This is a genomic window from Polynucleobacter bastaniensis, assembly GCF_018882205.1.
GTDB classification, from domain to species: Bacteria; Pseudomonadota; Gammaproteobacteria; order Burkholderiales; family Burkholderiaceae; genus Polynucleobacter; species Polynucleobacter bastaniensis.
The window spans coordinates 54869-79246 of record NZ_JACVOU010000004.1 but is presented as its reverse complement, the minus strand read 5'-3'; the positions used below and the strand labels follow the sequence as shown (position 1 = coordinate 79246).

General features: G+C 45.2%; 31 protein-coding genes. 12 read left to right on the top strand and 19 right to left on the bottom strand.

Going from position 1 to position 24378, the window contains the following annotated elements; genetic code table 11:
• A complete protein-coding gene (locus tag ICN22_RS08200; RefSeq protein ID WP_216170007.1) occupies positions 1–843 on the top strand; it encodes a DUF6671 family protein in 843 nt (280 codons plus the stop codon).
• Between the two features lie 71 nt (positions 844–914).
• On the opposite strand, the gene ICN22_RS08195 is transcribed toward ICN22_RS08200, so the two are convergent.
• The 4 genes from ICN22_RS08195 to ICN22_RS08180 form a co-directional block, all read right to left on the bottom strand.
• On the bottom strand, positions 915–1439 hold the full coding sequence (locus tag ICN22_RS08195) for a phasin family protein (protein ID WP_216170005.1): 525 nt from the start codon (positions 1437–1439) through the stop codon (positions 915–917).
• A 145-nt stretch (positions 1440–1584) separates the two neighbouring features.
• Positions 1585–2403 carry a peptidylprolyl isomerase gene (locus tag ICN22_RS08190; RefSeq protein WP_216170004.1) on the bottom strand — a complete coding sequence of 273 codons (819 nt, stop codon included), beginning with the start codon at positions 2401–2403 and terminating at the stop codon, positions 1585–1587.
• Positions 2404–2452: 49 nt separating this feature from the next.
• Positions 2453–2755, bottom strand: coding sequence for a hypothetical protein (locus tag ICN22_RS08185; RefSeq protein ID WP_216170003.1), 303 nt, complete (start codon positions 2753–2755; stop codon positions 2453–2455).
• A gap of 9 nt (positions 2756–2764) precedes the next feature.
• Positions 2765–3541 carry a sulfite exporter TauE/SafE family protein gene (locus tag ICN22_RS08180; RefSeq protein ID WP_216170002.1) on the bottom strand — a complete coding sequence of 259 codons (777 nt, stop codon included), beginning with the start codon at positions 3539–3541 and terminating at the stop codon, positions 2765–2767.
• A 95-nt stretch (positions 3542–3636) separates the two neighbouring features.
• On the opposite strand from ICN22_RS08180, the gene ICN22_RS08175 reads away from it, so the two are divergent.
• Together ICN22_RS08175 and ICN22_RS08170 are read left to right on the top strand one after the other, a co-directional pair.
• Positions 3637–4161 carry a GNAT family N-acetyltransferase gene (locus ICN22_RS08175; RefSeq protein ID WP_216170001.1) on the top strand — a complete coding sequence of 175 codons (525 nt, stop codon included), beginning with the start codon at positions 3637–3639 and terminating at the stop codon, positions 4159–4161.
• Positions 4162–4266: 105 nt separating this feature from the next.
• Positions 4267–4485, top strand: a complete 219-nt coding sequence (locus ICN22_RS08170; protein WP_046329638.1) for a hypothetical protein — start codon at positions 4267–4269, stop codon at positions 4483–4485.
• 6 nt (positions 4486–4491) lie between these two features.
• Here ICN22_RS08170 and ICN22_RS08165 read toward each other — a convergent pair whose 3' ends face one another.
• Together ICN22_RS08165 and ICN22_RS08160 are read right to left on the bottom strand one after the other, a co-directional pair.
• A complete protein-coding gene (locus ICN22_RS08165) occupies positions 4492–4794 on the bottom strand; it encodes a 4a-hydroxytetrahydrobiopterin dehydratase (RefSeq protein WP_216170000.1) in 303 nt (100 codons plus the stop codon).
• On the bottom strand, positions 4787–5521 hold the full coding sequence (locus ICN22_RS08160) for a pseudouridine synthase (RefSeq protein WP_216169999.1): 735 nt from the start codon (positions 5519–5521) through the stop codon (positions 4787–4789). Before ICN22_RS08160 ends, ICN22_RS08165 begins: the two co-directional genes overlap by 8 nt.
• A gap of 70 nt (positions 5522–5591) precedes the next feature.
• Here ICN22_RS08160 and ICN22_RS08155 point away from each other — a divergent pair, with 70 nt between their 5' ends.
• A complete protein-coding gene (locus tag ICN22_RS08155; RefSeq protein WP_255533908.1) occupies positions 5592–6161 on the top strand; it encodes a DUF2889 domain-containing protein in 570 nt (189 codons plus the stop codon).
• A 3-nt stretch (positions 6162–6164) separates the two neighbouring features.
• Here the strand turns inward: ICN22_RS08155 and ICN22_RS08150 are convergent, their stop codons facing one another.
• The 6 genes from ICN22_RS08150 to ICN22_RS08125 form a co-directional block, all read right to left on the bottom strand.
• The gene (locus tag ICN22_RS08150; RefSeq protein ID WP_216169997.1) at positions 6165–6938 is read right to left on the bottom strand and encodes an SDR family oxidoreductase; all 774 of its coding nucleotides are present in this window, start codon (positions 6936–6938) and stop codon (positions 6165–6167) included.
• A 104-nt stretch (positions 6939–7042) separates the two neighbouring features.
• Positions 7043–7984, bottom strand: a complete 942-nt coding sequence (locus ICN22_RS08145; protein ID WP_216169996.1) for an MBL fold metallo-hydrolase — start codon at positions 7982–7984, stop codon at positions 7043–7045.
• On the bottom strand, positions 7984–8559 hold the full coding sequence (locus tag ICN22_RS08140) for a lipocalin family protein (protein ID WP_216169995.1): 576 nt from the start codon (positions 8557–8559) through the stop codon (positions 7984–7986). Before ICN22_RS08140 ends, ICN22_RS08145 begins: the two co-directional genes overlap by 1 nt.
• A gap of 13 nt (positions 8560–8572) precedes the next feature.
• Complete coding sequence (gene msrQ / locus ICN22_RS08135; protein WP_216169994.1) at positions 8573–9160, bottom strand: protein-methionine-sulfoxide reductase heme-binding subunit MsrQ; 588 nt, start codon at positions 9158–9160, stop codon at positions 8573–8575.
• Positions 9161–9183: 23 nt separating this feature from the next.
• The gene (msrP, locus tag ICN22_RS08130; RefSeq protein ID WP_216169993.1) at positions 9184–10146 is read right to left on the bottom strand and encodes a protein-methionine-sulfoxide reductase catalytic subunit MsrP; all 963 of its coding nucleotides are present in this window, start codon (positions 10144–10146) and stop codon (positions 9184–9186) included.
• Positions 10147–10302: 156 nt separating this feature from the next.
• Positions 10303–12540 carry an NADP-dependent isocitrate dehydrogenase gene (locus ICN22_RS08125; protein WP_216169991.1) on the bottom strand — a complete coding sequence of 746 codons (2238 nt, stop codon included), beginning with the start codon at positions 12538–12540 and terminating at the stop codon, positions 10303–10305.
• 251 nt (positions 12541–12791) lie between these two features.
• On the opposite strand from ICN22_RS08125, the gene ICN22_RS08120 reads away from it, so the two are divergent.
• Complete coding sequence (locus ICN22_RS08120) at positions 12792–13994, top strand: MFS transporter (protein ID WP_255533907.1); 1203 nt, start codon at positions 12792–12794, stop codon at positions 13992–13994.
• Here ICN22_RS08120 and ICN22_RS08115 read toward each other — a convergent pair.
• On the bottom strand, positions 13991–15007 hold the full coding sequence (locus ICN22_RS08115) for a DUF6352 family protein (protein WP_216169990.1): 1017 nt from the start codon (positions 15005–15007) through the stop codon (positions 13991–13993). The genes ICN22_RS08120 and ICN22_RS08115 overlap by 4 nt on opposite strands.
• Positions 15008–15082: 75 nt before the next feature.
• On the opposite strand from ICN22_RS08115, the gene ICN22_RS08110 reads away from it, so the two are divergent.
• A complete protein-coding gene (locus tag ICN22_RS08110) occupies positions 15083–15430 on the top strand; it encodes an FKBP-type peptidyl-prolyl cis-trans isomerase (protein WP_216169988.1) in 348 nt (115 codons plus the stop codon).
• A gap of 88 nt (positions 15431–15518) precedes the next feature.
• Here the strand turns inward: ICN22_RS08110 and ICN22_RS08105 are convergent, their stop codons facing one another.
• Positions 15519–16502 carry a transglycosylase SLT domain-containing protein gene (locus ICN22_RS08105; RefSeq protein WP_216169986.1) on the bottom strand — a complete coding sequence of 328 codons (984 nt, stop codon included), beginning with the start codon at positions 16500–16502 and terminating at the stop codon, positions 15519–15521.
• Between the two features lie 519 nt (positions 16503–17021).
• Between ICN22_RS08105 and ICN22_RS08100 the strand changes: the two genes are divergently transcribed.
• Positions 17022–18041: a DNA/RNA non-specific endonuclease gene (locus ICN22_RS08100; RefSeq protein WP_216169984.1), complete on the top strand. Its 1020-nt coding sequence runs from the start codon at positions 17022–17024 to the stop codon at positions 18039–18041.
• Between the two features lie 4 nt (positions 18042–18045).
• Here ICN22_RS08100 and ICN22_RS08095 read toward each other — a convergent pair whose 3' ends face one another.
• The gene (locus tag ICN22_RS08095) at positions 18046–18288 is read right to left on the bottom strand and encodes a DUF3820 family protein (protein ID WP_216169982.1); all 243 of its coding nucleotides are present in this window, start codon (positions 18286–18288) and stop codon (positions 18046–18048) included.
• A 148-nt stretch (positions 18289–18436) separates the two neighbouring features.
• Here ICN22_RS08095 and ICN22_RS08090 point away from each other — a divergent pair, with 148 nt between their 5' ends.
• The 4 genes from ICN22_RS08090 to ICN22_RS08075 are packed head-to-tail and all read left to right on the top strand — an operon-like array spanning position 18437 to position 21162.
• Complete coding sequence (locus ICN22_RS08090) at positions 18437–19351, top strand: DUF6662 family protein (RefSeq protein WP_216169980.1); 915 nt, start codon at positions 18437–18439, stop codon at positions 19349–19351.
• Between the two features lie 10 nt (positions 19352–19361).
• Positions 19362–19916, top strand: a complete 555-nt coding sequence (locus ICN22_RS08085; protein ID WP_216169978.1) for an FMN-binding protein — start codon at positions 19362–19364, stop codon at positions 19914–19916.
• Positions 19913–20740, top strand: coding sequence for an FAD:protein FMN transferase (locus ICN22_RS08080; RefSeq protein WP_216169976.1), 828 nt, complete (start codon positions 19913–19915; stop codon positions 20738–20740). Before ICN22_RS08085 ends, ICN22_RS08080 begins: the two co-directional genes overlap by 4 nt.
• A complete protein-coding gene (locus tag ICN22_RS08075; protein ID WP_216169974.1) occupies positions 20737–21162 on the top strand; it encodes a hypothetical protein in 426 nt (141 codons plus the stop codon). Before ICN22_RS08080 ends, ICN22_RS08075 begins: the two co-directional genes overlap by 4 nt.
• Before the next feature lie 61 nt (positions 21163–21223).
• Here ICN22_RS08075 and ICN22_RS08070 read toward each other — a convergent pair whose 3' ends face one another.
• The 3 genes from ICN22_RS08070 to ICN22_RS08060 are packed head-to-tail and all read right to left on the bottom strand — an operon-like array spanning position 21224 to position 22650.
• Positions 21224–21409, bottom strand: a complete 186-nt coding sequence (locus tag ICN22_RS08070) for a YgaP family membrane protein (protein WP_216169972.1) — start codon at positions 21407–21409, stop codon at positions 21224–21226.
• 34 nt (positions 21410–21443) lie between these two features.
• A complete protein-coding gene (locus tag ICN22_RS08065; protein ID WP_439650989.1) occupies positions 21444–21761 on the bottom strand; it encodes a metalloregulator ArsR/SmtB family transcription factor in 318 nt (105 codons plus the stop codon).
• A 13-nt stretch (positions 21762–21774) separates the two neighbouring features.
• A complete protein-coding gene (locus ICN22_RS08060) occupies positions 21775–22650 on the bottom strand; it encodes an MBL fold metallo-hydrolase (RefSeq protein ID WP_216169968.1) in 876 nt (291 codons plus the stop codon).
• Between the two features lie 63 nt (positions 22651–22713).
• Between ICN22_RS08060 and ICN22_RS08055 the strand changes: the two genes are divergently transcribed.
• A complete protein-coding gene (locus ICN22_RS08055; protein WP_216169966.1) occupies positions 22714–23538 on the top strand; it encodes a sulfite exporter TauE/SafE family protein in 825 nt (274 codons plus the stop codon).
• A 101-nt stretch (positions 23539–23639) separates the two neighbouring features.
• Here the strand turns inward: ICN22_RS08055 and ICN22_RS08050 are convergent, their stop codons facing one another.
• Entirely contained in the window at positions 23640–24368 is a 729-nt protein-coding gene (locus tag ICN22_RS08050) for an ABC transporter ATP-binding protein (RefSeq protein WP_216169964.1), read from the bottom strand.
• Positions 24369–24378: the final 10 nt, after the last annotated feature.

Sequence of the window (24378 nt, the reverse complement as noted above, 5' to 3'; positions counted from 1 at the left end):
ATGGGTATTTATTCCAATAGAACAGCAAGCGTGTTAACAAAGCACGGTAAAGAGCATGTATTGACTGCAGTCTTACAGCCCGCTACCGGGGTGGAGATAAAGCATACTGATGCTTACGATACCGATCTACTGGGAACTTTTACTCTGGAAACGCCCAGGTATGGCAGTCAGCTCGATGCCGTCAGAAAAAAAGCTCAGATCGGTATGGAGCTGATCGGCACAGACCTAGGCCTAGCAAATGAAGGCTCGTTTAGTGCCGACCCATATACTGGGATGCTGGCATGGAATAGTGAACTAGTTATTCTGATTGACTCAAAACTACAATTAGAAATCACAGGGTTTTATAGCGCCCCCGCACAAAATAATAATGCCTATGTAAAACATTGGGAAGAGTTAGAAAAATTTGCGCATACTGCACTTTTTCCATCGCATCTTCTGGTGATTAAACCTACAGATCAATACCATCCCCAATCAATCAAGAATATTAGCAATATCCAGCAGCTAAAGGATGCCTTTGAATGGGCCTCAACGCACTCTTCAAAGGGGATTGTTTATGTTGAAAATGATCTCAGAGCCTTTGCTAATCCTACGCGCATGGAAAATATTCGGCTAGCCACTCTCGATCTTGCAAATAAGATCAATTCCTTATGCCCAGCATGCCAGACACCAGGCTATTGGATCAAAGACATCCAGCGCGGCTTACCCTGTAATGCCTGTGGCATGCCTACCAATCAAGAGATCACAAAAATATGGGGTTGCCTTAAATGTGAACATCGAGACGTCAAGGCCATCAAGACACTCAAATTTGCAGACCCATCTCTTTGCAGTCACTGCAATCCGTAATTTAATCCTTGGATTTTTTATGCTCTTGATTAATTTTCATGGGCCTTATTTTTAATTTACTTGCTTTTTGTTTACTTCTTTGTTTTCTTTACCGCAGCACTACTCTTTTCAAAACTTGAATATGAATCTGTCATAGCCGCTCGAATTAGCTCAAAATTCTCAAGTGCACTATTAAAGGAAGCTTTAAATATCGAGGTATATGGCTCAGCACCCGCAGGCGAATTTTGTGTTGCCTCGTTCACAAAATGAATTAAGTCATGCTGCGACTCTTTGATCATCGTCTCAGCAATTTTTGCCAACTCTTTATTTCCGCTGGCCAAGGCTTGAAACAGTTGGGACTGATACTCAGCCACCTCTTTAGCGGCATCTTGCAATACCTCAGCATGCACATAATCAAATGCCGACTTAGGATCTTGCGTTTTCATGAGCTCTGCTACTTTGGCTTGCATTCGAGAAGATAGCTCTTGTGCAGCGCGCTGATTTAATTGAGCGATCTCCTGTGCGCTTGTTAGCGCTACCTGGCCAGCTGCCTTAGCAGCCTTCATACCCTTAGTATGATTTGCCATCATATTCAAGTCAAATGGGTTCTTACTCATGTATATCTCCGTAGTTTAATTAGTAATTTATTTAATCTACTCCTGAACGCTGGGCATTGAGATAGAGAAATACCACTAGAGGCATGCAGAAATGCAAAAGGGCGCTCAGGCGCCCTTTTAGGTGTAGCAAGCTAGCTACCTTGGTTTAGCGTACAACGATATTTGCACCCTGACGCAACTGGGAGAGGAATTCAAACTGCTTCTTCTGAATCAAGCCATTACGAATAACCGCTTTCGCTTGTTCATAAGTTGGGGGCTTGCTAGTTTTTTTGTCTTCCAACTTGATTAAATACCATCCCTGTGGCATCTGAATCGGAGTAGGAGAAACCTGGCCCTTAGATAGGACTGTGAGAACAGTAGCAATCTGTGGCAAGGTTTGCCCAGCCTGCACCCAGCCTATAGCCCCACCTTGAACCTTATTGGGTGCAAGCGAAACACTCTTAGCCACTTTATCAAAAGACTCACCTTTCTTAATTCTGGCTAGGGCGGCTTGTGCATCAGCCTCAGTAGCAACAGCAATATCACTCACCTTATATTCCACAATCATGCCTTGTGGGCCTAAAGTAGCGATCTCACGGTTGTACTCCGCTTGCACGTCAGCATCACTCACTGGATTTCTTGACATGTAAGTAGATAACTCGAGATCTGCCAAATAATTTTGCCGAATCAATGCTAGCTGACTATTCGCTCTGTCAGAGTTAGCAAGTCCATCTTTCTCAGCTTGCTGAGAAAGGAGTGATATTTCAATCATTTTTCCTAAGACTGCATTACGAAGATCTGGAGAATCTTTTTGACCTTGCGCTAAGGCCGCCTGAATACCTTGCTCAACAACATCATTGCTGATGATCACTCCATTAACTGAAGCAGCAGCATTCACAGGTAGTGCATTCTGGGAATATGCGGTCGTTGAAATGCCTAAAGCTATCACTAGGCTTGCAAGATGAGAAATAGAAAGGGATTTCATGGATAACTCTTTTCTAAAATGTAGAAGTAATATTAACAGTTTGCGATCATTAAAAAACCATGGTTGCAGGGATTGGCTCAAACGGCGCAGCCGACTCGGCTCCCTGCGCTTGAGCCTGCTCCTCACCATCGGGATTTTTGACATAGCGAGCATCAATAGGTGCATTCGGACGCTGACCGATAGAGGGAGGCTCTAGATAAACCGGGCCTGCAGGAGTCTCTACGGGCGCAATGGGCTGGCTATTAAACTCCTGAATTTGGGTGGGAGTATAGGGTGAGAAGGTCTGAGCAATTACAGTCATTGGAAATATAAAGAAGAAAGAAATTGCTTTAAGTCGAATGAAGATATTCATGAATCTTTCCTAGCTTAGGCAAAAGCCATCAGTAATTAATTTAATACTAGCCACTAATAAGAAAAATTGGACGATGATGTAGTACCACTTAGCCGAAATCTTTTTAGCCAAATAAAATCCTAGGTAAACGCCTGACGGCACTAAAGGTAAAAACAGTATCGAAGTACTTAATTGATTGAAGTTGAGTAAATCAAGATAAGCATAGGGAACTAGCTTCCCAAAATTCATTACAGTGAAAAAAACGCCTAATGTTGAAGAGTAAACGATGGGGGAGACTTTCTCTCTTAGCATATAGATTGTGATGGGGGGTCCACCTAAATGCGCAACAAAAGAGGTGAATCCGGATATACCCCCCATCAATCTGCCAAGCCACGGAAATGACTTCGCCTCATTTAGATCAATGCGCGACATCACAACACTTTGGATCAAAAAGAGGAAGGTAAAAATTCCAATCGAAAGAGAGAGAATCTTGGGGGTAATAGCCGAAAAGAAGAGATAGCCCAAAAGCATTCCAAATGCAGCAGGCAATAAAACTAACTTCAGTATTCGCCAATCGGCATTTTTGAGAAATCGTCGCAGCCCAACTAAATCAATTGCGATCAACAGCGGCAACATCACTGCTAAAGCCTCATTGATACTGGACTGGCTTGCCATTAGCGGTAAGGAGAGCACTCCTAGGCCAGCACCGAATCCACTTTTAGAAATACCCACAAGAATGACACTAATCGCCGCAAATATAAAAAAGGCAGTGGAGTGGTCGTTAAAGGCTTGAAAAAAAGAAATCATGAAAAGTTTACTAAATACATAATAAGTCAGGAGTCATTTTAGGGCTAAAAAGGTATCCTAAGACAAATAGGCTTTCCAACTTATAACTCATGAATATGTCAATCCCATTTACCAATACGTCCTATAAGCTTAGCGATAGGAGTCATTACCAGATTCGTCCTATCCAAGCAAATGATCGAGAGCGAATCATTGAGCTATTCAATCATCTCTCACCTGAGAGTCGCTATCTCAGATTTGCCCATGCCATCTCAAAACTTCCAGATGACTTTCTCGATGATATTTTGCACTTGGACTATAAAAAGGAAATGGCCTTACTTGCGATAATCGCAAGTCCCACTGGTACCGAGGAGATTATTGGCATTGCACGCTATGTGACGCCGCCCAATCGAAATGCTTGTGAGTTCTCTTTGAGCGTAAGTGATAACCATACCACCCATGGTGTGGGCACACATTTGATGCTGGATCTCATTGAACATGCCAAAAAGAATGAATTACAGGAAATGATTGGCTATGTCTTGAGCAAAAATTCTAGAATGCTGCATCTAGTCTCTGATCTGGGCTTTCAGATTCATGTCCAAGATGATGACCCTGACTTTAAAACTGTGAGTCTGACACTGTAAAACAATCAAACCAAATCTACTCAGAAAACTCCATCCTCATCTTGAAATAGGACTGGGCTTACGAGTCTTTATTTGCTATTCTGCAGCATCACTTAAAGGATTTTTATGACGAACGATACTCAAACCCAAAACGACGAAGATTTTGATTACGGGTGCGAATGCGCCATGACGCTCTTAAATGAGCCAACAGAAGATTGTTTAAATGATCTGATCGATGAGCTTGATGAAGATGGCATGATAGCCACAGAAGTAGTTTACGGTCTCTTGGCAACCATTCTCATGAGCATCACCTCAGAGGATGAAGATGATGAGGAAGTACAGTAAAACGAACTAAGCTGAGATTTGCAGGGCGAATTGATCCATGGCACTTGCCATGGCGATATCTAACTCAGTCAGAGCCTTCATTGAATGGGTGCTCAATTTCACTGACACCTTATTCCAAGCATTTGACCAGTCTGGGTGATGATCCAACTCCTCAGCGAAGTCTGCACACAGCGTCATAAACTCAAAAGCGCTCTTAAAGTCCCTAAATACAAACACCCGCTCCAGCTCTTGAGTATTCAGATTTACCTGCCACTCAGGTAACACTTTTGAAAAGTCAAAATCTTTGGCAAGTAAATTCGGTTTAGACATTGGGAGCCCCTACACTCTGAGATAGTTTTTGTAAATCTTCTGGATACAGCCAGCGCCACTCACCCTCAGGCAAATCTGCTGGCATGATGTATTGTCCGATTTCGGTACGGTGCAATTTGGCAACATGATTACCTACTGCAGCCATCATTCGCTTTACTTGATGATAGCGACCCTCAACAATCGTCATTGCTAAAACATGCTCTCCAAGCTGCTGGCATGCTGTAGCAAAACAAGGTTTTGGATCATCATCTAAAACTACGCCTGTTAATAAATGATCGATTTGTTTTTGGGTAATGGGCTCTGGCGTGGTGATCTCATATACTTTTCCAATATTTTTCTTGGGCGTGGTCATCTTATGAATAAACTGGCCGTCATCTGAAATCAAAATTAAGCCAGTAGTATCAAAGTCCAAGCGTCCAACACATTGCAAGCCTCGCTCTACAAAAGGTTTAGGCAATAAACTGTAGACGCTGGGGTGATGCGTAGTTTTGTGAGAGCACTCATAGTTTGGCGGCTTGTTAAAAGCGATGTAGGCTTTTTCATGAAACTCCCAATCTTTGCCCTCCACATTAAGTATTAATCCCTCGGTAGCAATGCGCTCTTCTGGATCATAAGCTGGAATACCATTGACCTTAACTAGGTCGGCATAGACTAAATCGCTGCAAAAGCGCCTAGTGCCAAAGCCTTGGCTAAATAGTATTTTTTCGAGAGAGATTGGTTTGGCCATACTTTGCCGAGAATACTACAAAGCCGCCCTCACAGGAGCCGTAGAGTGAAGCCGTTATGATGGATACATCTTGCTTTCAAGCCGCTTACTTACTACTGCCATGCTCTCAACCCCAGCCCCTAGAAATTCCCTTCACACTCGTGAAATTACTTTTCAGGGCTACGCTCGAGAAGATGGTCTATGGGACATTGAGGCGCATTTGCGAGATTTTAAATTTCAGCCATTTACCACCGGTGGAAAAACCTGGGAGCCAGGCCAAGCTTTCCACGATATGTGGGTTCGCATTACTGTTAATACTGAATTAGTAATTCAAGCAATTGAAGTGGCCATGGATAGCCACCCCCACCCAGAATGCCCAAAAGTAATACCCCCAATGGATGCACTGATTGGTACTCGCATTGGTAAGGGCTGGCGAAAAACGATTAATGAACACCTTGGAGGTATTAAGGGGTGCACTCATTTACGAGAACTTCTGAGCAACATTGCTACTGCTGCATTTCAGTCTATTCCAGGAGCACTATTTGACCCGGATGACAATAAACCGCCACTCTATTTGGGAACCTGTAAATCTTGGGATTTCGACGGACCAGTAGTGATGCGCGTCTACCCCCAGTTTTACAAATGGAAACCTACAATCTAGGTTTTATTGCAATTCACCCCGGTGAACATTAAAACCATTGAAAGCCTGCTGCACTGGCATTAACTCTACTAAATTAATATTCATATGACTTGGTAAGTTAGCAGACCAATAAATCGCCTCCGCTACATCATCTGCACTTAATGCTTTCACGCCGGTGTAGACCTTACCAGCCTTACTATCATCACCCTTAAAACGTACATTCGAAAACTCAGTTCCAGCGCACATTCCAGGCTCAACGCAAGTCACACGTACTGGCGTGCCAATTAAATCAGCCCTGAGATTTAAGCTAAATTGCTGAACAAAGGCTTTAGTACCTCCGTAGACGTTGCCACCCGGATAGGGATAATTTGCCGCTACTGAACCTAGATTAATCACATGGCCACACTTGCGCTCTACCATTCCGGGTAAAAAGGCACGCGTCATGTGCACTAGCCCCTTGATATTGGTATCAATCATTCGATCCCAATCCGTGAGCAAGGCTTGATGTGCCGGCTCAAGGCCTAAAGCCAATCCAGCGTTATTAACTAATACTGTTACTTTGGCAAATTGGGCTGGTAGTGTGGCCGCGAGTCCATCAACTATTGCGCTATCGCAAACATCGACAGCTAAGGTGAGTAATTTTTTCTGCTGCTCTGCCGGTAGGGATACTTTCAAAGCTTCCAGGCGCTCGGCTCTTCTGCCCAGGGCGATTACTTGATGGCCATGCGCTAAAAACCGTCTCGCAGTTGCCTCTCCAAAGCCGGCAGTGGCGCCGGTGACTAAAACTGTATGTTCCATATGTTCTACTTACTTTTCTAGTTGACTATGACATTTATATTACTGGGTATATCGTATTGTTACGTATTGTTACTCACTTCCTAATTTCATTGTCTGAGTACTACTCAAGCAATGTTCACTAGACAATCTTTCTGGATAGAGGCTGCATTCGACTTCACTAGAGCCTCCACCAACCAGACTTGAAAATCTTCGGTACTCATATTAAGTTGCTTGCGTATATTTTCTAATACTGGTGTTCCTGCGATCCATTGCTTTACCTTTGGCATCTCGCGACTTCGCCATTCCAACAGCTTGTACTTGAGGAGTACTTTAGCCCCATGACGTGCATTGCGATCAGCATCGCTGGAGAGGTAATCAAGGCGGGATTTTGCGGTCTCAATCGATTTCCTGACATCCGTAAAGGGCTTGCCATGTCCAGGAATAACCAAAGCAACGGGGAGCCCTTCAATTAACTCTAAGGTCTGCGCCACTTCTTCAAAGCCACCCTCACCCCAGAGCTCAGGAAAGATGACTCCAAAACCCTCTTCCCATAATGCATCGGCAGAGATCAAGATTTGATGTTGCTCTTGATACAACATGATTGAATGGTTGTCATGGCCTGGAGCAGCCAGAATTTGCCAGCGATAAGAGCCTAAGAGTATTTCTTCGCCGGGCACTAAGAGAGCTTGGTGACTAAAGCGTGGGCACTCTTGTCCCAGCTGTTCAAAACTGAGTAAATTCTCATCCCAGTCTTGCACGGCGGTTGCCTCCGCCTCTGGTATCCAGATCTCGCAATCAAATACTTCTGATAAAGCTGCGTTACCCCCACAATGATCCGAATGCAGGTGGGTGTTAACTACCTTATTGAGCTTATTTAAACCCTGCTGCTTCAGTACATTCGTGACTAGATCAACAGTCATCTGCTGATGTGCACAGTACCCACTATCGACCAGCGATACATCCTCCCTACTAAAGAGTAAAACATTGTTTGCTGATAACCACCCGCGCTCGAAAATTTCTATTCCGGGTGGGAGCAAGTAATTACCGATACGCTTTTCAAATACCATCAGTTTTTTTGCGAAGTGACTTCAAGCTTTTGAATATCGAATTGCTGCTGCTTTAAGCGCTGCAATAAATCGGCATAGACTTTGGGGTCGAGTTGAGGAGTCCTTGATAACACCCAAAGATATTCCCTTCTAGGATCGCTCACAGCTGCTAATTGATATTGCGAATCTATATCAATCACCCAGTAATCGCCCCACACTAAAGGCAAAAAAGAGAGCCACTCGGGGGCAAAACGTACTTCTAATTTAGGTGAATCCTTGCTGCCAATTTGGCGAGCCAAACCCTCTGCCTCCGAAATATCACCACCGGCAGTTTTGCAGCTATTGAGGACCCGAAGATTACCATCCGACTTAGCGCTATAAACAGCCTTGGTATTGGAGACACATTTTTTCTGAAACCAATTCGGGAATTTTGCAATCTCGTACCAAGTGCCGAGGTAACGAGGGACCTCTAAAGTAGCTATAGTCCTCACTGGCTGATCGCCTGGCTGAGCCAAAACCTGCGTAGATCCGAAGCAAATCAGTAGCAAGCCCATTAGAGCAAGCAATGAATCGCGAGAGCGAGGAAATAGGGTCATGAGCACAATATCTTTAAATGGTAAATCGCTTGCCCAAAAGCTTACGAATATAAGGAATCCTACAACATAAGAGTAATAGCAAAACCACTGCATAGATTGTGACGGTATCTAGATCATTCTTGCCTGCCTTGTGCCACCAATAGTGGAGGATTGCAGTGCAGGCAATGAGATAAATGAGTCGATGTAACATCGCCCAGCGACGAGCCAGCTTTCTTTGCGCCCAGTGGGTAGAGGTCAGCGCTAGTGGCAATAGCAAAACCAGGCTAATAAAGCCCATGGTAATAAAGGGCCGCTTCACTATATCTTTGAGCATTTCTACTAGATCAAAATCCTGATCTAGCCAAAGCCAAATGACAAAATGGAGTGATGCATAAAAGAAACTAAATAGGCCCAACATTCTGCGATACCGAATCCACGTCGTTGAATTCGTTAACAAACGCAATGGCGTCATCGCCAGCGTCAGGCATAAGAAGACTAGTGCCCACGTTCCCGTTGAGCGCGTAATGAACTCAATCGGATTCGCGCCCAAGCCATCGGTAAACCCTAACCAAATCAAACGATCTAGCGGGAGTAGCGCCAATAGGAAAATCAGTAACTTCATCCCACTTTACTTATCGTTTTGCATCAATAGAATTTCTTCAAATCCATCCCGGCATACATACTCGCAACTTGATCGCCATACCCATTAAACATTTGGGTTTTGATTTTGGGGGCAAAGGCACCTTTAGAGTCGCCGATTCGGCGCTCAGTCGCTTGACTCCAGCGAGGGTGATCAACCGAAGGATTTACATTGGAATAAAACCCATACTCACGCGCATCAAACTGGCTCCAGCTAGTCTTAGGCATTTCTTCTGTTAAACGAATTTTTACAATCGACTTCGCACTCTTAAAGCCATATTTCCAGGGCACCACAATTCTGACTGGGGCGCCATTTTGGTTTGGTAGCGTCTCACCATAAAGGCCAAAAGTGAGTAGCGTCAGGGGGTTCATGGCCTCATCCAAGCGCAGACCTTCGCGATAAGGCCACTCGATAATCTGACTCTTGAGACCCGGCATTTGCTTGCGATCGGCTAAGGTAATAAATTCAACATACTTAGCAGAACCTAAAGGCTGCACTTGATTCAGCAATTTGGACAGAGAGTAACCATCCCAAGGAATGACCATCGACCAACCCTCAACGCAGCGCATACGATAAATACGCTCTTCCATCGGAGCAAGTTTAAGTAAAGCATCTATATCCAAGGTCATCGGCTTTTTAACCAAACCTTCAATCGTCACCGTCCATGGCCGAGTTTGCAAACTATGGGCATAAGCAGCGGGATCTGATTTATCCGTTCCAAACTCATAAAAGTTGTTATAGCCAGTGACGTACTGATAACTGGTTGATTCCTCTTTCAGAACAAAGTTTGGGTTTGGTGTAGCAATTAACTTTTGAGAATTGCCAGCAAGAGCCTCGCGCGAGAACCAAGGTGCGAGTGCCAGACCAAAGGCGCCAGCCGCAGCACTCTTAATTAAGTCTCGACGTCCCTCAAAGACTGCTTTAGGGGTAATTTCCTGGGAAAGTCGCTTTTGCTCATTTGTAGACATATCAAAGTCTCCTCAATGGATTTAATCTCATAGTAACAATAGGATCTTATTCTCCTACGCCTACCATTTTATTGCTGAGCTACTGTACCGACCCAAAATGCGGACAAGAAAAAGGGTAAACCCAGCGGTTTACCCTTCTCGTAAAGCAAGTTGATCTTAAGTGGCTGATGCCGTTTTTAAGATGTTATTTAAGGTAGCACTTGGACACATCACCGCCACGAACTTGTCGTGATCAGGCATGTAGTAGCCACCAATATCGGCCGGTTTGCCTTGTACCGCTTTGAACTCAGCAACAATCTTTTGCTCGTTCTCAGTCAATGCTTTTGCAATCGGAGCAAAGTGGGCTTGCAATTCTTTATCTTCGGTTTGCGCAGCTAAGGCCTGGGCCCAATACATCGCCAGATAAAACTGGCTACCGCGATTATCTAGCTCACCAGTGCGTGGTGATGGTGACTTATTATTATCTAACAATGAGCCGGTAGCCTCATCTAAAGTGCGAGCTAAAATTTTGACTTTGGCATTACCAGTCTTATCACCAATATCCTCCAAAGAAACTGCTAGAGCCAAGAACTCGCCTAAGGAATCCCAGCGCAAATGATTTTCTTCGACCAGCTGTTGAACGTGCTTAGGAGCAGAACCACCCGCACCAGTTTCAAAGAGGCCGCCGCCAGCCATCAATGGAACGATAGATAACATCTTGGCGCTGGTACCGAGCTCCATAATTGGGAACAAGTCAGTGAGGTAATCGCGCAAAATGTTGCCAGTTACAGAGATCGTATCTTTGCCGCGAATGATGCGCTCTAAGGTGTAGCGCATTGCGCGAGTCTGCGACATGATCTGAATATCTACGCCTGTTAAGTCATGGTCTTTCAAATAGGTTTGCACCTTCTTGATCAATTCAGCTTCATGTGGACGATACTCATCTAGCCAGAACACGGCTGGAGTATGCGACAAGCGTGCGCGGTTTACGGCTAACTTCACCCAGTCACGAATCGGCGCATCTTTAACCTGACACATACGCCAGATGTCGCCCTCTTCCACATTCTGCTCCAGTAAGACTGTGCCATCATCCGCAACAATGCGAGCCACACCAGCCTCAGTGATTTCAAAGGTCTTGTCATGTGAGCCGTACTCTTCGGCCTGCTGAGCCATCAAGCCCACATTGGGTACTGTACCCATCGTTTTTGGATCGAAGTTACCGTGCGTCTTACAAAAGTTAATGATCTCTTGATAGATGCGAGCAAAAGTACTTTCTGGAATGACCGCTTTAGTGTCATGCAAACGACCATCAGCACCCCACATCTTGCCGCCTACACGAATCATTGCTGGCATCGATGCATCTACGATCACGTCACTTGGTGAATGGAGATTGGTAATGCCTTTGGCAGAGTCCACCATAGCCAAGGCTGGACGGTGCTCATGGCAAGCATGCAAGTCCTGAATGATTTCTTCGCGCTTGGATTCTGGCAAAGTCTTGATTTTTTCGTACAAGCTACTCATACCGTTGTTCGGATTTACACCCAACTCATCAAACAATTTGCCATGCTTTTCAAATGCATCTTTGTAGAAAATCTTTACAGCGTGACCAAACACGATAGGGTGTGACACCTTCATCATGGTGGCCTTGACGTGCAAGGACAACATCATGCCAGTCTTGTAAGCATCTTCGATCTCTTGTTCATAGAATTCGCAGAGTGCTTTTTTACTCATGAACATGCTGTCAATAATTTCACCAGCAATCAAGCTCACTTTTGGCTTAAGAACAATCGTCTTGCCACTCTTGGTTACTAGATCCATCTTCACATCACATGCTTTAGTCATGGTCATTGACTTCTCACCTGCGTAGAAGTCGCCACCATGCATGTGCGATACGTGCGTACGGGAGGCTTGACTCCATTCACCCATCGAGTGCGGATTCTTACGGGCATAACGCTTAACAGCGTTTGGTGCACGGCGATCAGAGTTACCTTCGCGTAATACGGGGTTTACTGCGCTACCCAAACACTTGGAGTAACGCGCACGAATTTCTTTTTCAGCATCATTTTTAGGATCATCTGGAAAATCAGGGATTTTGTAACCCTTGGCTTGCAACTCTTTAATAGCAGCGAGCAACTGTGGAACTGAAGCACTGATATTGGGCAACTTAATGATGTTGGTATCGGGCAATAAAGTCATACGACCCAGCTCAGCCAAATTATCGGGAACTTTTTGCTCTGCAGTTAAACAATCAGAGAAGTTTGACAAGATACGCGCCGCAACAGAAATATCGCTTTCTACAACCTGAACTCCCACTGGCGCTGTAAAAGTACGAATGATTGGCAAAAATGCACAGGTTGCCAATAAGGGCGCCTCATCTGTCAGCGTGTAAATAATCTTTGATTGCTCTGAAGCCATTGATGTTTCCTCGATATGGGTAAATATTAGGAGCCGGCCATATACCGAACCACTCTCGCATTCCGTACGCAACACTTCAGGCGCTTGTGGCTATCTTGGGTGTAATTTCACGTACTGGACCGAGAAATCTATTTTAAATCATCGACCCCAGCAATTTCAGGGGATTTGGGCTGCAAATTGGTATAAGTGCCGCAATTTAAGGGAATCCACCATGCCCAGCCTGCACTCACTTACATCGTAAACTGCAATGCATGATGAACAAGCACCCCCTACTCAATAAAAACCTCTTACTGTTGATTCTCTGCCAGGGCTTGTTTTTGACCAATAATGTGACCTTTATCGCCATTAATGGCCTAGTAGGCCTCAGTCTGAGTCCAGTCGCCTGGATGGCCACCTTGCCCGTAATGGGCTACGTTGTCGGGGGCGCCTTCTCAACCTCCATTGTTGCCAAAACCCAAAATTACTTTGGTCGCAAGATTTCTTTTCAGCTGGGCCTTCTGGTAGCTGTCTTTTCAGCCCTTCTATGCGCCTATGCCGCCGTTTCCAAAAACTTCTGGCTACTGGTGCTCGGCACCTTTATTGCAGGCTATTACAGCGCCAACGGGCAACTCTATCGATTTGCGGCTGCTGAGTTGACTTCGGTCAGCCAGAGAGATAAGGCAGTCTCTTGGGTGTTAGCTGGCGGGATTCTTGGTGCAGTGATTGGACCCAACCTTGCCTCATGGACTAAAGACTTCTTTGATACCGCCTTCTTGGGCGCTTACCTCACTCTCTCGATAGCCGGCTTGATTGGCGTCATCGTGATGCAATTCATCCATTTTCCAGAAGAGTTCGAGACGCAGCATTCACTTTCAGCCGGCAGGAGTCTTAAAACCATTCTGCAACAACCGGTCTTTCTAGTTGCCGTGATCGGCGCCTCTCTGGGATACGGCGTCATGAACTTGCTCATGGCAGCCACCCCCCTTGCCATGCAAATTTGCGAACTCCCGTTTTCGGATACGGCTATGGTTTTAGAGTGGCATGTGATTGGCATGTTCGCGCCCGGTTTCTTTACTGGCTCACTCATTCAGCGTTTTGGCACACTCAAAATTATGGGTGTTGGAGTCATCCTCAATCTCCTGTGTATTGCAATTGCACTTACCGGTGTCGACTTCCACCAATTTTTAATTGCCTTATTTTTACTGGGCGTTGGCTGGAACTTTTTATTTACCGGTTCCACATCGTTAGCGATGACTGCATACCGACCAGAAGAGCGTGATAAAGCTCAGGCAGCAATTAATTTCTTTGTGTTTGGCACCATGGCTTTCACCTCTTTCGGCTCTGGAGCGCTGATTACCTCTCAGGGCTGGAATATCCTCAATCTAGGATCGCTACTTCCCGTCGCCGTCACTGCTGGTGCTTTGATTTGGCTGAGCGCTAATCTTAAGAAGACTAGCGCCTCATCTAGCGCTTAAGAAGCTTTTGCTAAAGGTAGATTGAAGAGCAGGTTTTGCGGTTTGAGTTTGAGCTGCTTCTCATCATTCATGGCAATACCCATGTATACCGGCTTTCCAGCCTGAGCTTGAGTCACTGCAGCCTCATCAATAAAGTCCAAACGGAATAAGCAAATCACTTTCTCAAGTTCGTCGGTATCAACCGGTTCTTTGTTGTAGAGCTTATTGAGGATATCTGTCGCTGCAGCATCTAGGCCAACATGCCAAGACCATTTAGGATCAGAGATTTGCTGCATTGGTGTAACGCGCACTTGGGCACCTAAAAAGTGCTGCACCCATTTTTCGAGGACGCGACAAAAATGATTAATAGGCGGCTGACCAAAGTTCAGCTGTACTGCAAAATCATAGTCCTCGCTCTTATCCCAATAGAGTTCCGCGTTTTCTTCATGCAAGACATCTAAGTCGATAGAGCGCATAGACATCGACTTGCTCTTGAGCAGATCCATGATGTTGCCAGTCTCCCCTGCCTGCGCATTTCGAGTCACAACCTCATCATCCGCGCCCATAACCACGCCGTCCTCCAACACAGTGATCTTTTGAGTCCGAAAGAAGAGTTCACCCATGCGCACATCCAAGGGATGGCAATTCTCACCCAAAATATGCCGAATAAATATTTGCGCTAGTTGAGATATAAATAGAGGCGGCACATCTACGCCATCACCCTTAAATAAGCTCATGTAAAAGTTTTCTAATGAGCTAGCGGCCAATAGCTTGGCTCGATATCTCAGCCACACTTGGTAGTTCACCTGAATATCGGAATCTGCCATGCCAGCAATTTCCTCATCGGAAATCACTGCGCGGGGGTTCGCATGTAGGCGCTGATGTAAGCCGCGCTCAACATCGCAGGATTCAGGAACGAGTTTTAACTCAGGGCACAATAAGTAGGTGCGCAGAAAATCATCGGTTACCAACAATTGCTTGTCCGACCCCACTGTAAGGGTTTTGTATGCAGAATGAGGCCAGAAATTTGTCATGTTAGTTTGCTCGCACAAAAAGATTACGCTCAGAATATACTAGCCCTTCTATTTCAGCCAAAGAGGAAGATAAACGTGAGCGAACTCCAGAAAATAGATACCGTTGTGGGTGATGGCACCGAAGCGGTTGCCGGCAATGATGTAGACGTGCACTACACCGGATGGTTATTTGATGAGAATGCGCCTGAGCACAAAGGCCAGAAGTTTGATAGCTCCCTCGATCGCGGCCAATTATTCAACTTTCCTTTAGGCGCCGGCCATGTCATCAAGGGCTGGGATGAAGGCGTACAAGGCATGAAAATTGGTGGTAAGCGCACTTTAATTATTCCATCTGAGATGGGCTATGGTCCACGTGGTGCCGGTGGCGTAATTCCTCCAAATGCAACTTTGGTATTTGATGTAGAGCTTCATGGCGTAAATTAATTCCGAACCTGCATTCGCAAGTAATAAGGCCACTCAATTAAATAAACTGAGTGGCCTTTATTTTTTTCCCTAGAGAAAACTGCAGATCTTATGAGCGCAAATCTTTGCCGTTCAAAGTGAATTTATTAGATGTTGTTGGCTGACACAAACTAATCAAACGATTTCTTTCGGCCAGCACCTTATCAGCATAGCCACCATCATTCTCTGCATTTGCAGCACCAACATAGTATTTCAAGCCATTACGTAATGAGCCGCTAGTGGCAATCAAATACTTCAAGATGTAAGCGCCCACCCGAATATTCACCTCAGGCTTTACTGCATCAGTAGCGCCACCATACAATGCGTACTTATCTTTATGAATCGCAGTCATCACCTGCATCAAGCCTTCAGCACCAGCATGGCTTTTGATCAGAGGATTAAAGTTGGACTCTACCGAAATCACGGCGAGCAACAGCACCGGGTCAATTTTGACTTCTTTTGCAATCAACACAGTATTAGAAACATATTCCTCAATCTTGGCGCGATCTAATTTGTACTTCTTCTCAAAAAAGTCAGCTACTGCGCGTTGATTTTGAATGGAAACCATCAGCTTTGAGTCCAGTGCCTCAGGATCAATTTTTGAAGTAGGAATGCGATCAGCCAAGTGGGAGATCGGTTTTACTTGGGTATGCGCCACTGAGGGCATCAACAGGGCAACTGTTTGTTGCTTGGCGCTAAATAAACCACTACCAGGCATGGCCGATGAATTTCCGTAAAGTACATTGGTAATTTCTTCATCAGCAGATGCCTTAGCAGTCGCTTCTTGATACTGATCGAGCATGCTGAAACCGTTTTGCCAAACTATATGGCGAGCTTCGTCTGGAACCAGGATTCGAGCTAAATCGAAAGCACCTGCTTGAGTTCCGTTACCGGAAAGCCAGAGTCCTACGGTCATGAACACGGTCACAATCAATAGACCATTCATGACTCTGTAGACAGGGGATAGAGCATGAGCGAGCAAATTCTTAGCGTAAGCCGTTGCTGGCTGCGCTAGTTGCGTGTCACTCGAATTAGCAGAAAAACATTTAATCATTTGTAGTCTTGCAGGGCCTCAAAAAATCAATACTCAGATTTATGTTGCATTGCAATAAGTAAAAAACATGAGTCACTGTAAAAAGGTTCTTATATCAAGTCAAGAATAAGGAAACTGATTTCCATAACTTATAGGTCTTGAAATAGAGATGATCCCTGTGAGAGCCTGTAAATTTGATATTTTCTGTATTAATTTCAATAGCTTATAGAAGTTAGTAAGGGCTTATTTCATATAATAAAAAAGGGCTCAAAATCCGACTTTTTTACTATTTTCACCCCTCGAAAGAGTTGCTTAACCCGTACATCTAGTATTTTGATGGGCTAAATTTTCTACCGGTAGTGTTTTTTCGCTCATGAGCGCATTTGTACTTGAGTCCGTCCTGCCGTGTTTTTGCTTGCTTGAGATATCAGACAAAAGACATCTAAGCACTCATCAATACTAGCTATATGGCTAGCTTGATCCCCAAATACGAGCAAAACCTTTACCACCTGATATCGACACTCATTACACTGACATGCAATGAAATTCCTGGCCACATTCCTCTTAATTAGCTCACTTTGGCTGCCACTGAGTACCCTGGCTATCTTCGACCAATGCCAAGATCTATTCCCAGCCCAACAAATACCTAGTACTGCCCAGGCCGGTCGGGACCTCTGTTTTGATGATTTCGCGATCTACTACTCGCCTTTAGACAAAAAGCCCATCTACACCGTTGAGAGGTTAAATAGCGAGCAACTCCAGGCGACGCACCCCCGCCGAACCAATCAGTTCTACGAAGAGGCCAGACTCCCAGCACATGAACGCGCCCTACTGGCAGACTATCGTGGCAGTGGATATGACCGGGGTCACAACGTGCCAGCTGGCGACATGACAACCGAGAGGGGAATGGCGCAATCATTCTCTCTGGCAAATATGATGCCGCAGGCTCGGCAAAACAATCAGGGCATCTGGGCCAAACGGGTTGAAGAGCCTACCAGGATGTACATCAAGCGCGTAAAAGGCGATGTCTATGTCTTTACTGGATCTGTGGGTCATGCCGGCAGCATTGGTAAAGGCAAGGTCACCATTCCGAGTCATCTTTATAAGCTGGTCTACGATCCTGCCAAAAAATTAGCTTGGGCTTATTGGGTTGAAAACACCGATGATGCGCAAATGAGTGCGCCGATCTCCTATGCCGAGCTCATTCAGAAGACTGGCATCGACTTTCATCTACCGATAGAGGTCGGCGGAAGCAAGTCCAGTAAACCAGTTGAAAAGAGCAGTTCGGAGGCCAAACCTATGGTGGGTGGCTGGTATCCCGTTTTTTTTGATCAGTATTCGGCTGAGAAGCTTACGGCATTGATCTCCAATATCAATTCAGGAAAGGTTGCCAGCGTGCAGATTCAATACGACCACAATCTTGAGCTGGCTCAAAAGCTGGCGCAAGAAATTCAGGCGCAAAGTGCATTGCAGGTCACCCTCTCCCAAAGCAGTCCGCCAGATTCACCTAATGCGGTCTATGAACGCAATCGCGTGACAGCAATAGTTCGCTCCAAGTAAGTCTTTACTGCTTGCGGGTATGGGGAGCAAGTCCATAGGCCCGCTGGATAGGGGCTAATAATCCGCGTAAGCCATTGTGATCTAAGGTGTGCATCAGCTCTAGCAACTGACCCAGCTCGCTCTTCGGAAATCCTTCGCGCGCAAACCACGCTAAATAATTACTAGGCAAGTCTGCAAGTGCACGGCCAGCATGCTTGCCGAATGGCATCTTCATTGTGACCAGCTTCACCAGGGCTTCTGAATCCATAGACCCAAATCTTACAAGCTAGGGGGTATTCCCAGGCAAAAACTCAACACCAAAGCACGCAGGGTTAATTTCTCAATTGAGAATTGTTCTCATTTACTGTATATTAAGAATCATTCTCATTTACTTTTATTGACCACCCTACTAGACCATGAAAATGACTATCAAAAGACTTGTTGCCTTTAGCATCCTCTTAGCCACAGCCCTGCACTTCTCATTCGCAAATGCGGGTGAAGGTGCATTTGGTTGGATTTACACCCTCGATCTCCAGCCCAAAGGAAAACTCGAGTTTGAACAACGCTTACAACTCAGTAAACAACAAGCTGCCGGCACCTACGATGCCTGGACAGCTAGGACTGAGTTGGAATATGGCCTTACCAATGATTTACAAATTGCTGGTTACATCAATTCCTACTACACCAGCGCAAGTCAGAATTACACCAACTCAGAAGCTTGTGGCGATAGCCCAAGCTGTACAGGTGGGTATGGAGTGCCATCCAGTCATGACCCAGCCACTCCCTATAGAAAAAGTGGCATTGAGGGTGGATCACTAGAAGCTATTTACCGACTTACCAATCCAGTGACATCGCCCGTTGGCGTTGGTCTGTATTTAGAACCAACCTGGGGAAGAAACAAAGATGAAATTGAAGCTCGCCTACTCTTGCAATCCAATTTCATTGACGATCGATTGGTTTTGGCAGGTAACGTAGTTGTAGCGAATGAACGCTTAAAGTTTATTGAAAATGGTAACGTACCAGAATCGATGCTCGACTTCCTTGTGGGCGCGAGTTATCGATTTGCACCTAAATGGTCCGCAGGCGTTGAGGCACGCTTCCACAATGACTACTCAGAGTTGAATTTACGTAATCAAGTCCAACGTGCCACTTTTGTAGGGCCTAATATGCACTACGCCGCTAAAGATTGGTGGGTCACGGGCGCTTGGCGCTATCAGCTCAAAGGTGGAACCTGCATGGGTGGCGGGGAAGCCGAGTGCTCCAATGCTCGAGTTTGGGATAGCCATTCAGTGAATGAATTTATCGTCAAAGTTGGATTTCCTCTGAACTAATGAAATGAATATGAACTGGAAACCTCACCCCCTATTCATCATTGGCCTAGCTATGACAAGCGCACCCATCATTGCACAGGCCAAGATTTATGTATCCGTTGAACAAGCCCAAAAGATACTGCTACCTAATAAATCGCTTGTTAAAAATCCCATGATCATCGCCGATGAGCTGCAAGACAAAATGCGCTCAGCTTCGAGTATTCGTCACCCCTTTCAAGGAGACCAAATTTGGAGGGCGGCTGACGGAAGCTGGTTTATCGTAGATGAAGTAGTCGGTAAACATGAAATGATTACTTACGCGGTAGCACTCAATCCATCGGGTGCAGTAACTGGAATTGAGATTCTGGAATATGTTGAATCTTATGGATATGAAGTAGCAGAAGCCAACTGGCGTAAACAATTCGTCGGAAAAACGGCTGTAGATCCCATCAAGCTCAATCAAGATATTCAGAATATTGGTGGTGCTACTCTCTCCTGCAAACATCTGACTGATGGCGTTAAGCGGGTTGCGGTCTTATATGAGATCGCTTTAAAAAATCAGACCTTAAGCCTAAAAGCAAAATGATTCGCTGCAAGCCGCTCTTGGGTACTTTCGTAGAAATCAGGATTGAAGACCAATCACCCCCATTGAAAGCGCTAGATGAGGCTTTTTTAGCTGTTGAACAAGTGCAATTCCTGATGTGCTTTCACAATCCTAATAGCGAGCTTTCCCAGATCAACGCCAGATCCTATTTAGAGCCTGTTCGAATTCACCCATGGACAGCTGAGGTTCTCAGGATCGCAAAAGAGATTTACCTCCAATCCCAAGGTGTATTTAATTGTGGGGTTGGCCATCACCTGGTGGAAGCAGGCCTACTCCCTAAGCATGGCAAGCTCAATAATTACTCATTTGGAGGTATTGAAGATCTCCAATTGATTGAACACTTCCTGGTTCGATCGTCACTACCGCTTTGCCTTGATCTTGGTGGTATTGCCAAAGGCTACGCAGTAGATAAAGCCGTTGAAGCTTTACTTGCTAATGGCGTCCAAGCTGGATCAGTCAACGCGGGCGGGGATATCCGCATATTCGGAGGTCGTTCTCAAGCTATTCAAATCCGTAATCCATCAAAACCGCATGAACTCATCCAGATTGGCAGCATGTCAGCGGGTGCGATTGCCACTAGCAGCCTCTACTTTGCAAACCGTAGTAGCGGCTCAAAGAGCTTTATGGTGAATCCCCTTAATCAAGGGCATATTGAGTTTTCAGAGTCTTACTCAGTGGTCGCAACTAGATGTGTCTACGCAGACGCCTTAACTAAGGTCGTGAGTATTTCCAGAAATACTCGCCATCCTTGCTTAAGTCATTTTTCTGCCCAAGCAATCCGCATCCCCGATACCCAATCCCCATGAAGAATACAAATCGCCTTGGCAAGATGCCAACATGGCAAAAACACTTTGTTCAAATTGGTATGTTTGCTTGCTCCCTCACCGGGACAGTTTATTTACTTGGACATGAATTCCATATTGAACGGGCCGTATTGGGAACCCATTCGGTATTGGCATGGCACGGCATTGCTGCCATATTGGCTACGATGGCTCTAGGCTCAGTCTTGCCCTTTCATCTGAAAGCGGGCCTGAAGTCCAAAAGAAAGTTATTGAGTGGTTTAAGTCAATTGGCTTTTTTAGCCATTTTATTAGTATCGGGCGCTTTGTTGTACTACGGCCCTGCAGAAATTCGAGACGAGGTTATTGCAACACACTGGATGATTGGTATTGTCTTCTTTGCTATCTTTTTGCTACACGGTATCTATACCAAAAAACTACCGTCTTAAATACAAATAAGACATATTGAGTAAGTTGATCACAATATGTCTTAATCAAAACTTGCGGCACTCACTTAGAGCAAAAATTATTTCCCAATAATAAGTAGGCTGGGCAAAAACGGAAAATACCAGTAGTCATAGGAATCAGTCCGAGCCAACCCCACCAACCTACGATACCGTTAGCTGCAAGTCCAACCAGCACAATGCCTACTGAGATTCTTAAAATACGATCGATACCGCCGACGTTACATTTCATATTGAACTCCCTTTAAAAACGGTTAAAGAATTGATTACTTTTTACAGTAATGCTTGTAAAGCAAACTCATTACGGCAACAGCAACTTCGCTAGATAGGGTGTAGTAAATTTGCTTGCCTTCTCTACGTGTTTTCACTAGCCTTTCTTTACGCAACACGGTAAGTTGCTGCGAGAGAGTTGGCTGATGTAGATCCAGTGCCGCCTCTAACTCACCAACACATTTTTCTGCTTGACCGATTTCACATAAGAGCATCATGCGATCTCGATTGGATAGGACCTTCATGAGCTTGCAGGCATCCTCTGCGGCTGATTGCATCTTCTTTAACTCCGATTTGGAGAATGGTGTATTCATGGTCATTCTCTAATCAGGGTGCATTCAAAGGAATCTTTAAATACGAGACTCCATTGCTATCAGGTTCAGGAAAATGTCCGGCTCGTATATTGACCTGGATAGACGGCAAAATAAGTGTTGGCATCTCTAAAGTGCTATCTCGTGTGGTTCGCATTTCCACAAATTGCGCTTCAGTCACACCGTCATGTACATGAATATTATTTACCCTCTCATCAGCAACAGTGGTCACTCCAGTCGCGGGTCGATTTTTTGGCGGATAGTCATGGCACATATACAACTTGGTCTGACCAGGATAAGACAAAATCTTTTGAATAGATCGATAGAGTGTCTTCGCATCACCACCCGGAAAATCACAACGGGCTGTACCGACATCTGGCATAAACAGGGTATCGCCCACAAAGATGGCATCGCCGATTTCATAAGCCATACAAGCAGGTGTATGGCCCGGTACAAAAAGTGCCTTTAAGGAGAGATTTCCGAATGTGAGTGATTCACCCTCTTTCAGTAAGTAGTCAAATTGAGTGCCGTCCGCTTTAAAGTGATCATCTAGATTAAAGATACCTTTAAATACCACCTGCACATTAGCAATGTGATCACCGATCACCAACTTGCCGCCTAATTGACTTTGTAAATAAGGGGCAGCCGTTAAATGGTCTGCATGAGCATGGGTCTCTAGGATCCAATCCACTTGGAGCTGGCGCTTCTTAACAAAGGCAATCACCTCATCAGCAGACTTGGTAGTAGTTCTGCCTGATTTAGGGTCGTAGTTCAAGACAGAGTCGATGATGACGCATGGACTTGCCTCATCTTCATAGACCACATAGGTATAAGTCCAAGTTTCAGGGTCAAAAAAGTCTTTAATCAAGGGGGTGGGCTTGGTAGTCAACATATTCTTTCAGGTGAATAAATAATATATATATTTATATACTATATTAATATAAAATAAATTGCAATGGATTACTCAACCCTTATCGGCCCAGCACTAGGCACTCTGGTAGGCATCCTCATGGGTCTTACTGGAGCCGGGGGCGGGATTTTGTCTGTACCGCTCTTAGTCTTCTTTCTGGGACTATCCATTGCGGAGGCAGCCCCAATTGCGCTATGTGCAGTTGCCCTAGCTTCTACTATTGGCGCCATTCTGGGCCTCAAAAATAAGATCTTGCGCTATAAAGCAGCAGGTTTTATGGCGATCTTTGGTTTAGCGCTATCGCCACTAGGGCTTTGGCTTGCGCCTCAAATTCCGAATGCACCCTTACAGATTTTCTTTAGCCTCATCTTGTTATTTGTGGCTATTCGTTTATTGAGGCAGGCTCGCAATCAGATTAAGGGCATCCTAGAAGAAAATAGAAAGCCTCCACCCTGCCTCATCAACCCTACTATTGGGAAACTCCAATGGACCCTGCCTTGTGCTCGCGCCCTGATGCTCGCCGGCAGTATTGCAGGCTTCCTATCTGGCCTCTTAGGTGTTGGCGGTGGTTTCATCATCGTGCCTGCACTGAAGCGCTATACCGACCTACCTGTCAAATCCATCGTTGCCACCTCGCTGGGAGTGCTCGCTATCATCACTGGTGGCGGAGTAATATTCTCGGCAGTTAGCGGTAGCTTAAATATCTTCGTTGCTGCGCCTTTTGCACTTGCTGCCTTAGGTGGACTATTGATTGGACTACTTCTCGGTAAAAAATTAAGTGGTCCGCATACTCAACTCATTTTCTCGATCTTCACTCTTATCATTGCTGTTAATCTCCTAATTAAAGGAGCGCTAACTTTGAATCTGTGAGGCCATCCGACTAATTCAAAACAAGAAAATTAAGGGCTGGTTTACTCTCCAATAGAAAACCCTCTTTCGAGGGCTTTTGAATAACACGGTGCTGCTAAATCCTAGTGGCTACTAGCACCGCCTAAGTAAGCTGCTTTCACTGCTGGATCATGCATTAACTTATCAGCTGGGCCATGCGTTGCAATCTTACCGTTCTCAAGAACATAACCGTAGTCTGCAACCTTTAGAGCCGCTGCAGCGAACTGCTCAACCAATAGCATCGTCACACCTTGTGATTTGAGATTAGAGATAATTCTGAAAACTTCCTCAACCAAAATTGGTGCCAAGCCCATTGAAGGCTCATCCAAGAGAATGATCTCTGGATTGAGCATCACGGCACGAGCCATTGCCAACATCTGTTGCTCACCACCTGACAATGTACCGGCCAATTGATTACGACGCTCTTTTAAGCGCGGGAACATCTCAAGAGATCTCTCGAGATCGTTCTTGATGTCGCCCTTTGGACGGCTACCCGTAAAGCGTGGAAATGCACCCAAGAGGAGATTGTCATTCACAGACATCGTCGTAAATACACGACGACCTTCTGGGCTATGTGCCAAACCAAGGCGTGCGATTTTATGAGAGTCATAGCCATCAATTTTTTCACCACCTAAGGTAACTTCACCGCCAGTTGGTTTAATCATGCCAGTAATGGCACGCATCGTCGTTGTTTTACCAGCGCCGTTTGACCCGATCAAAGTAATGACTTGTCCTTTAGGAACATCAATATTGATGCCGTGCAGAACTTTTACTTTGCCGTAGCCTGCTTCAAGATTCTTAATAGATAACATGGTATTTACC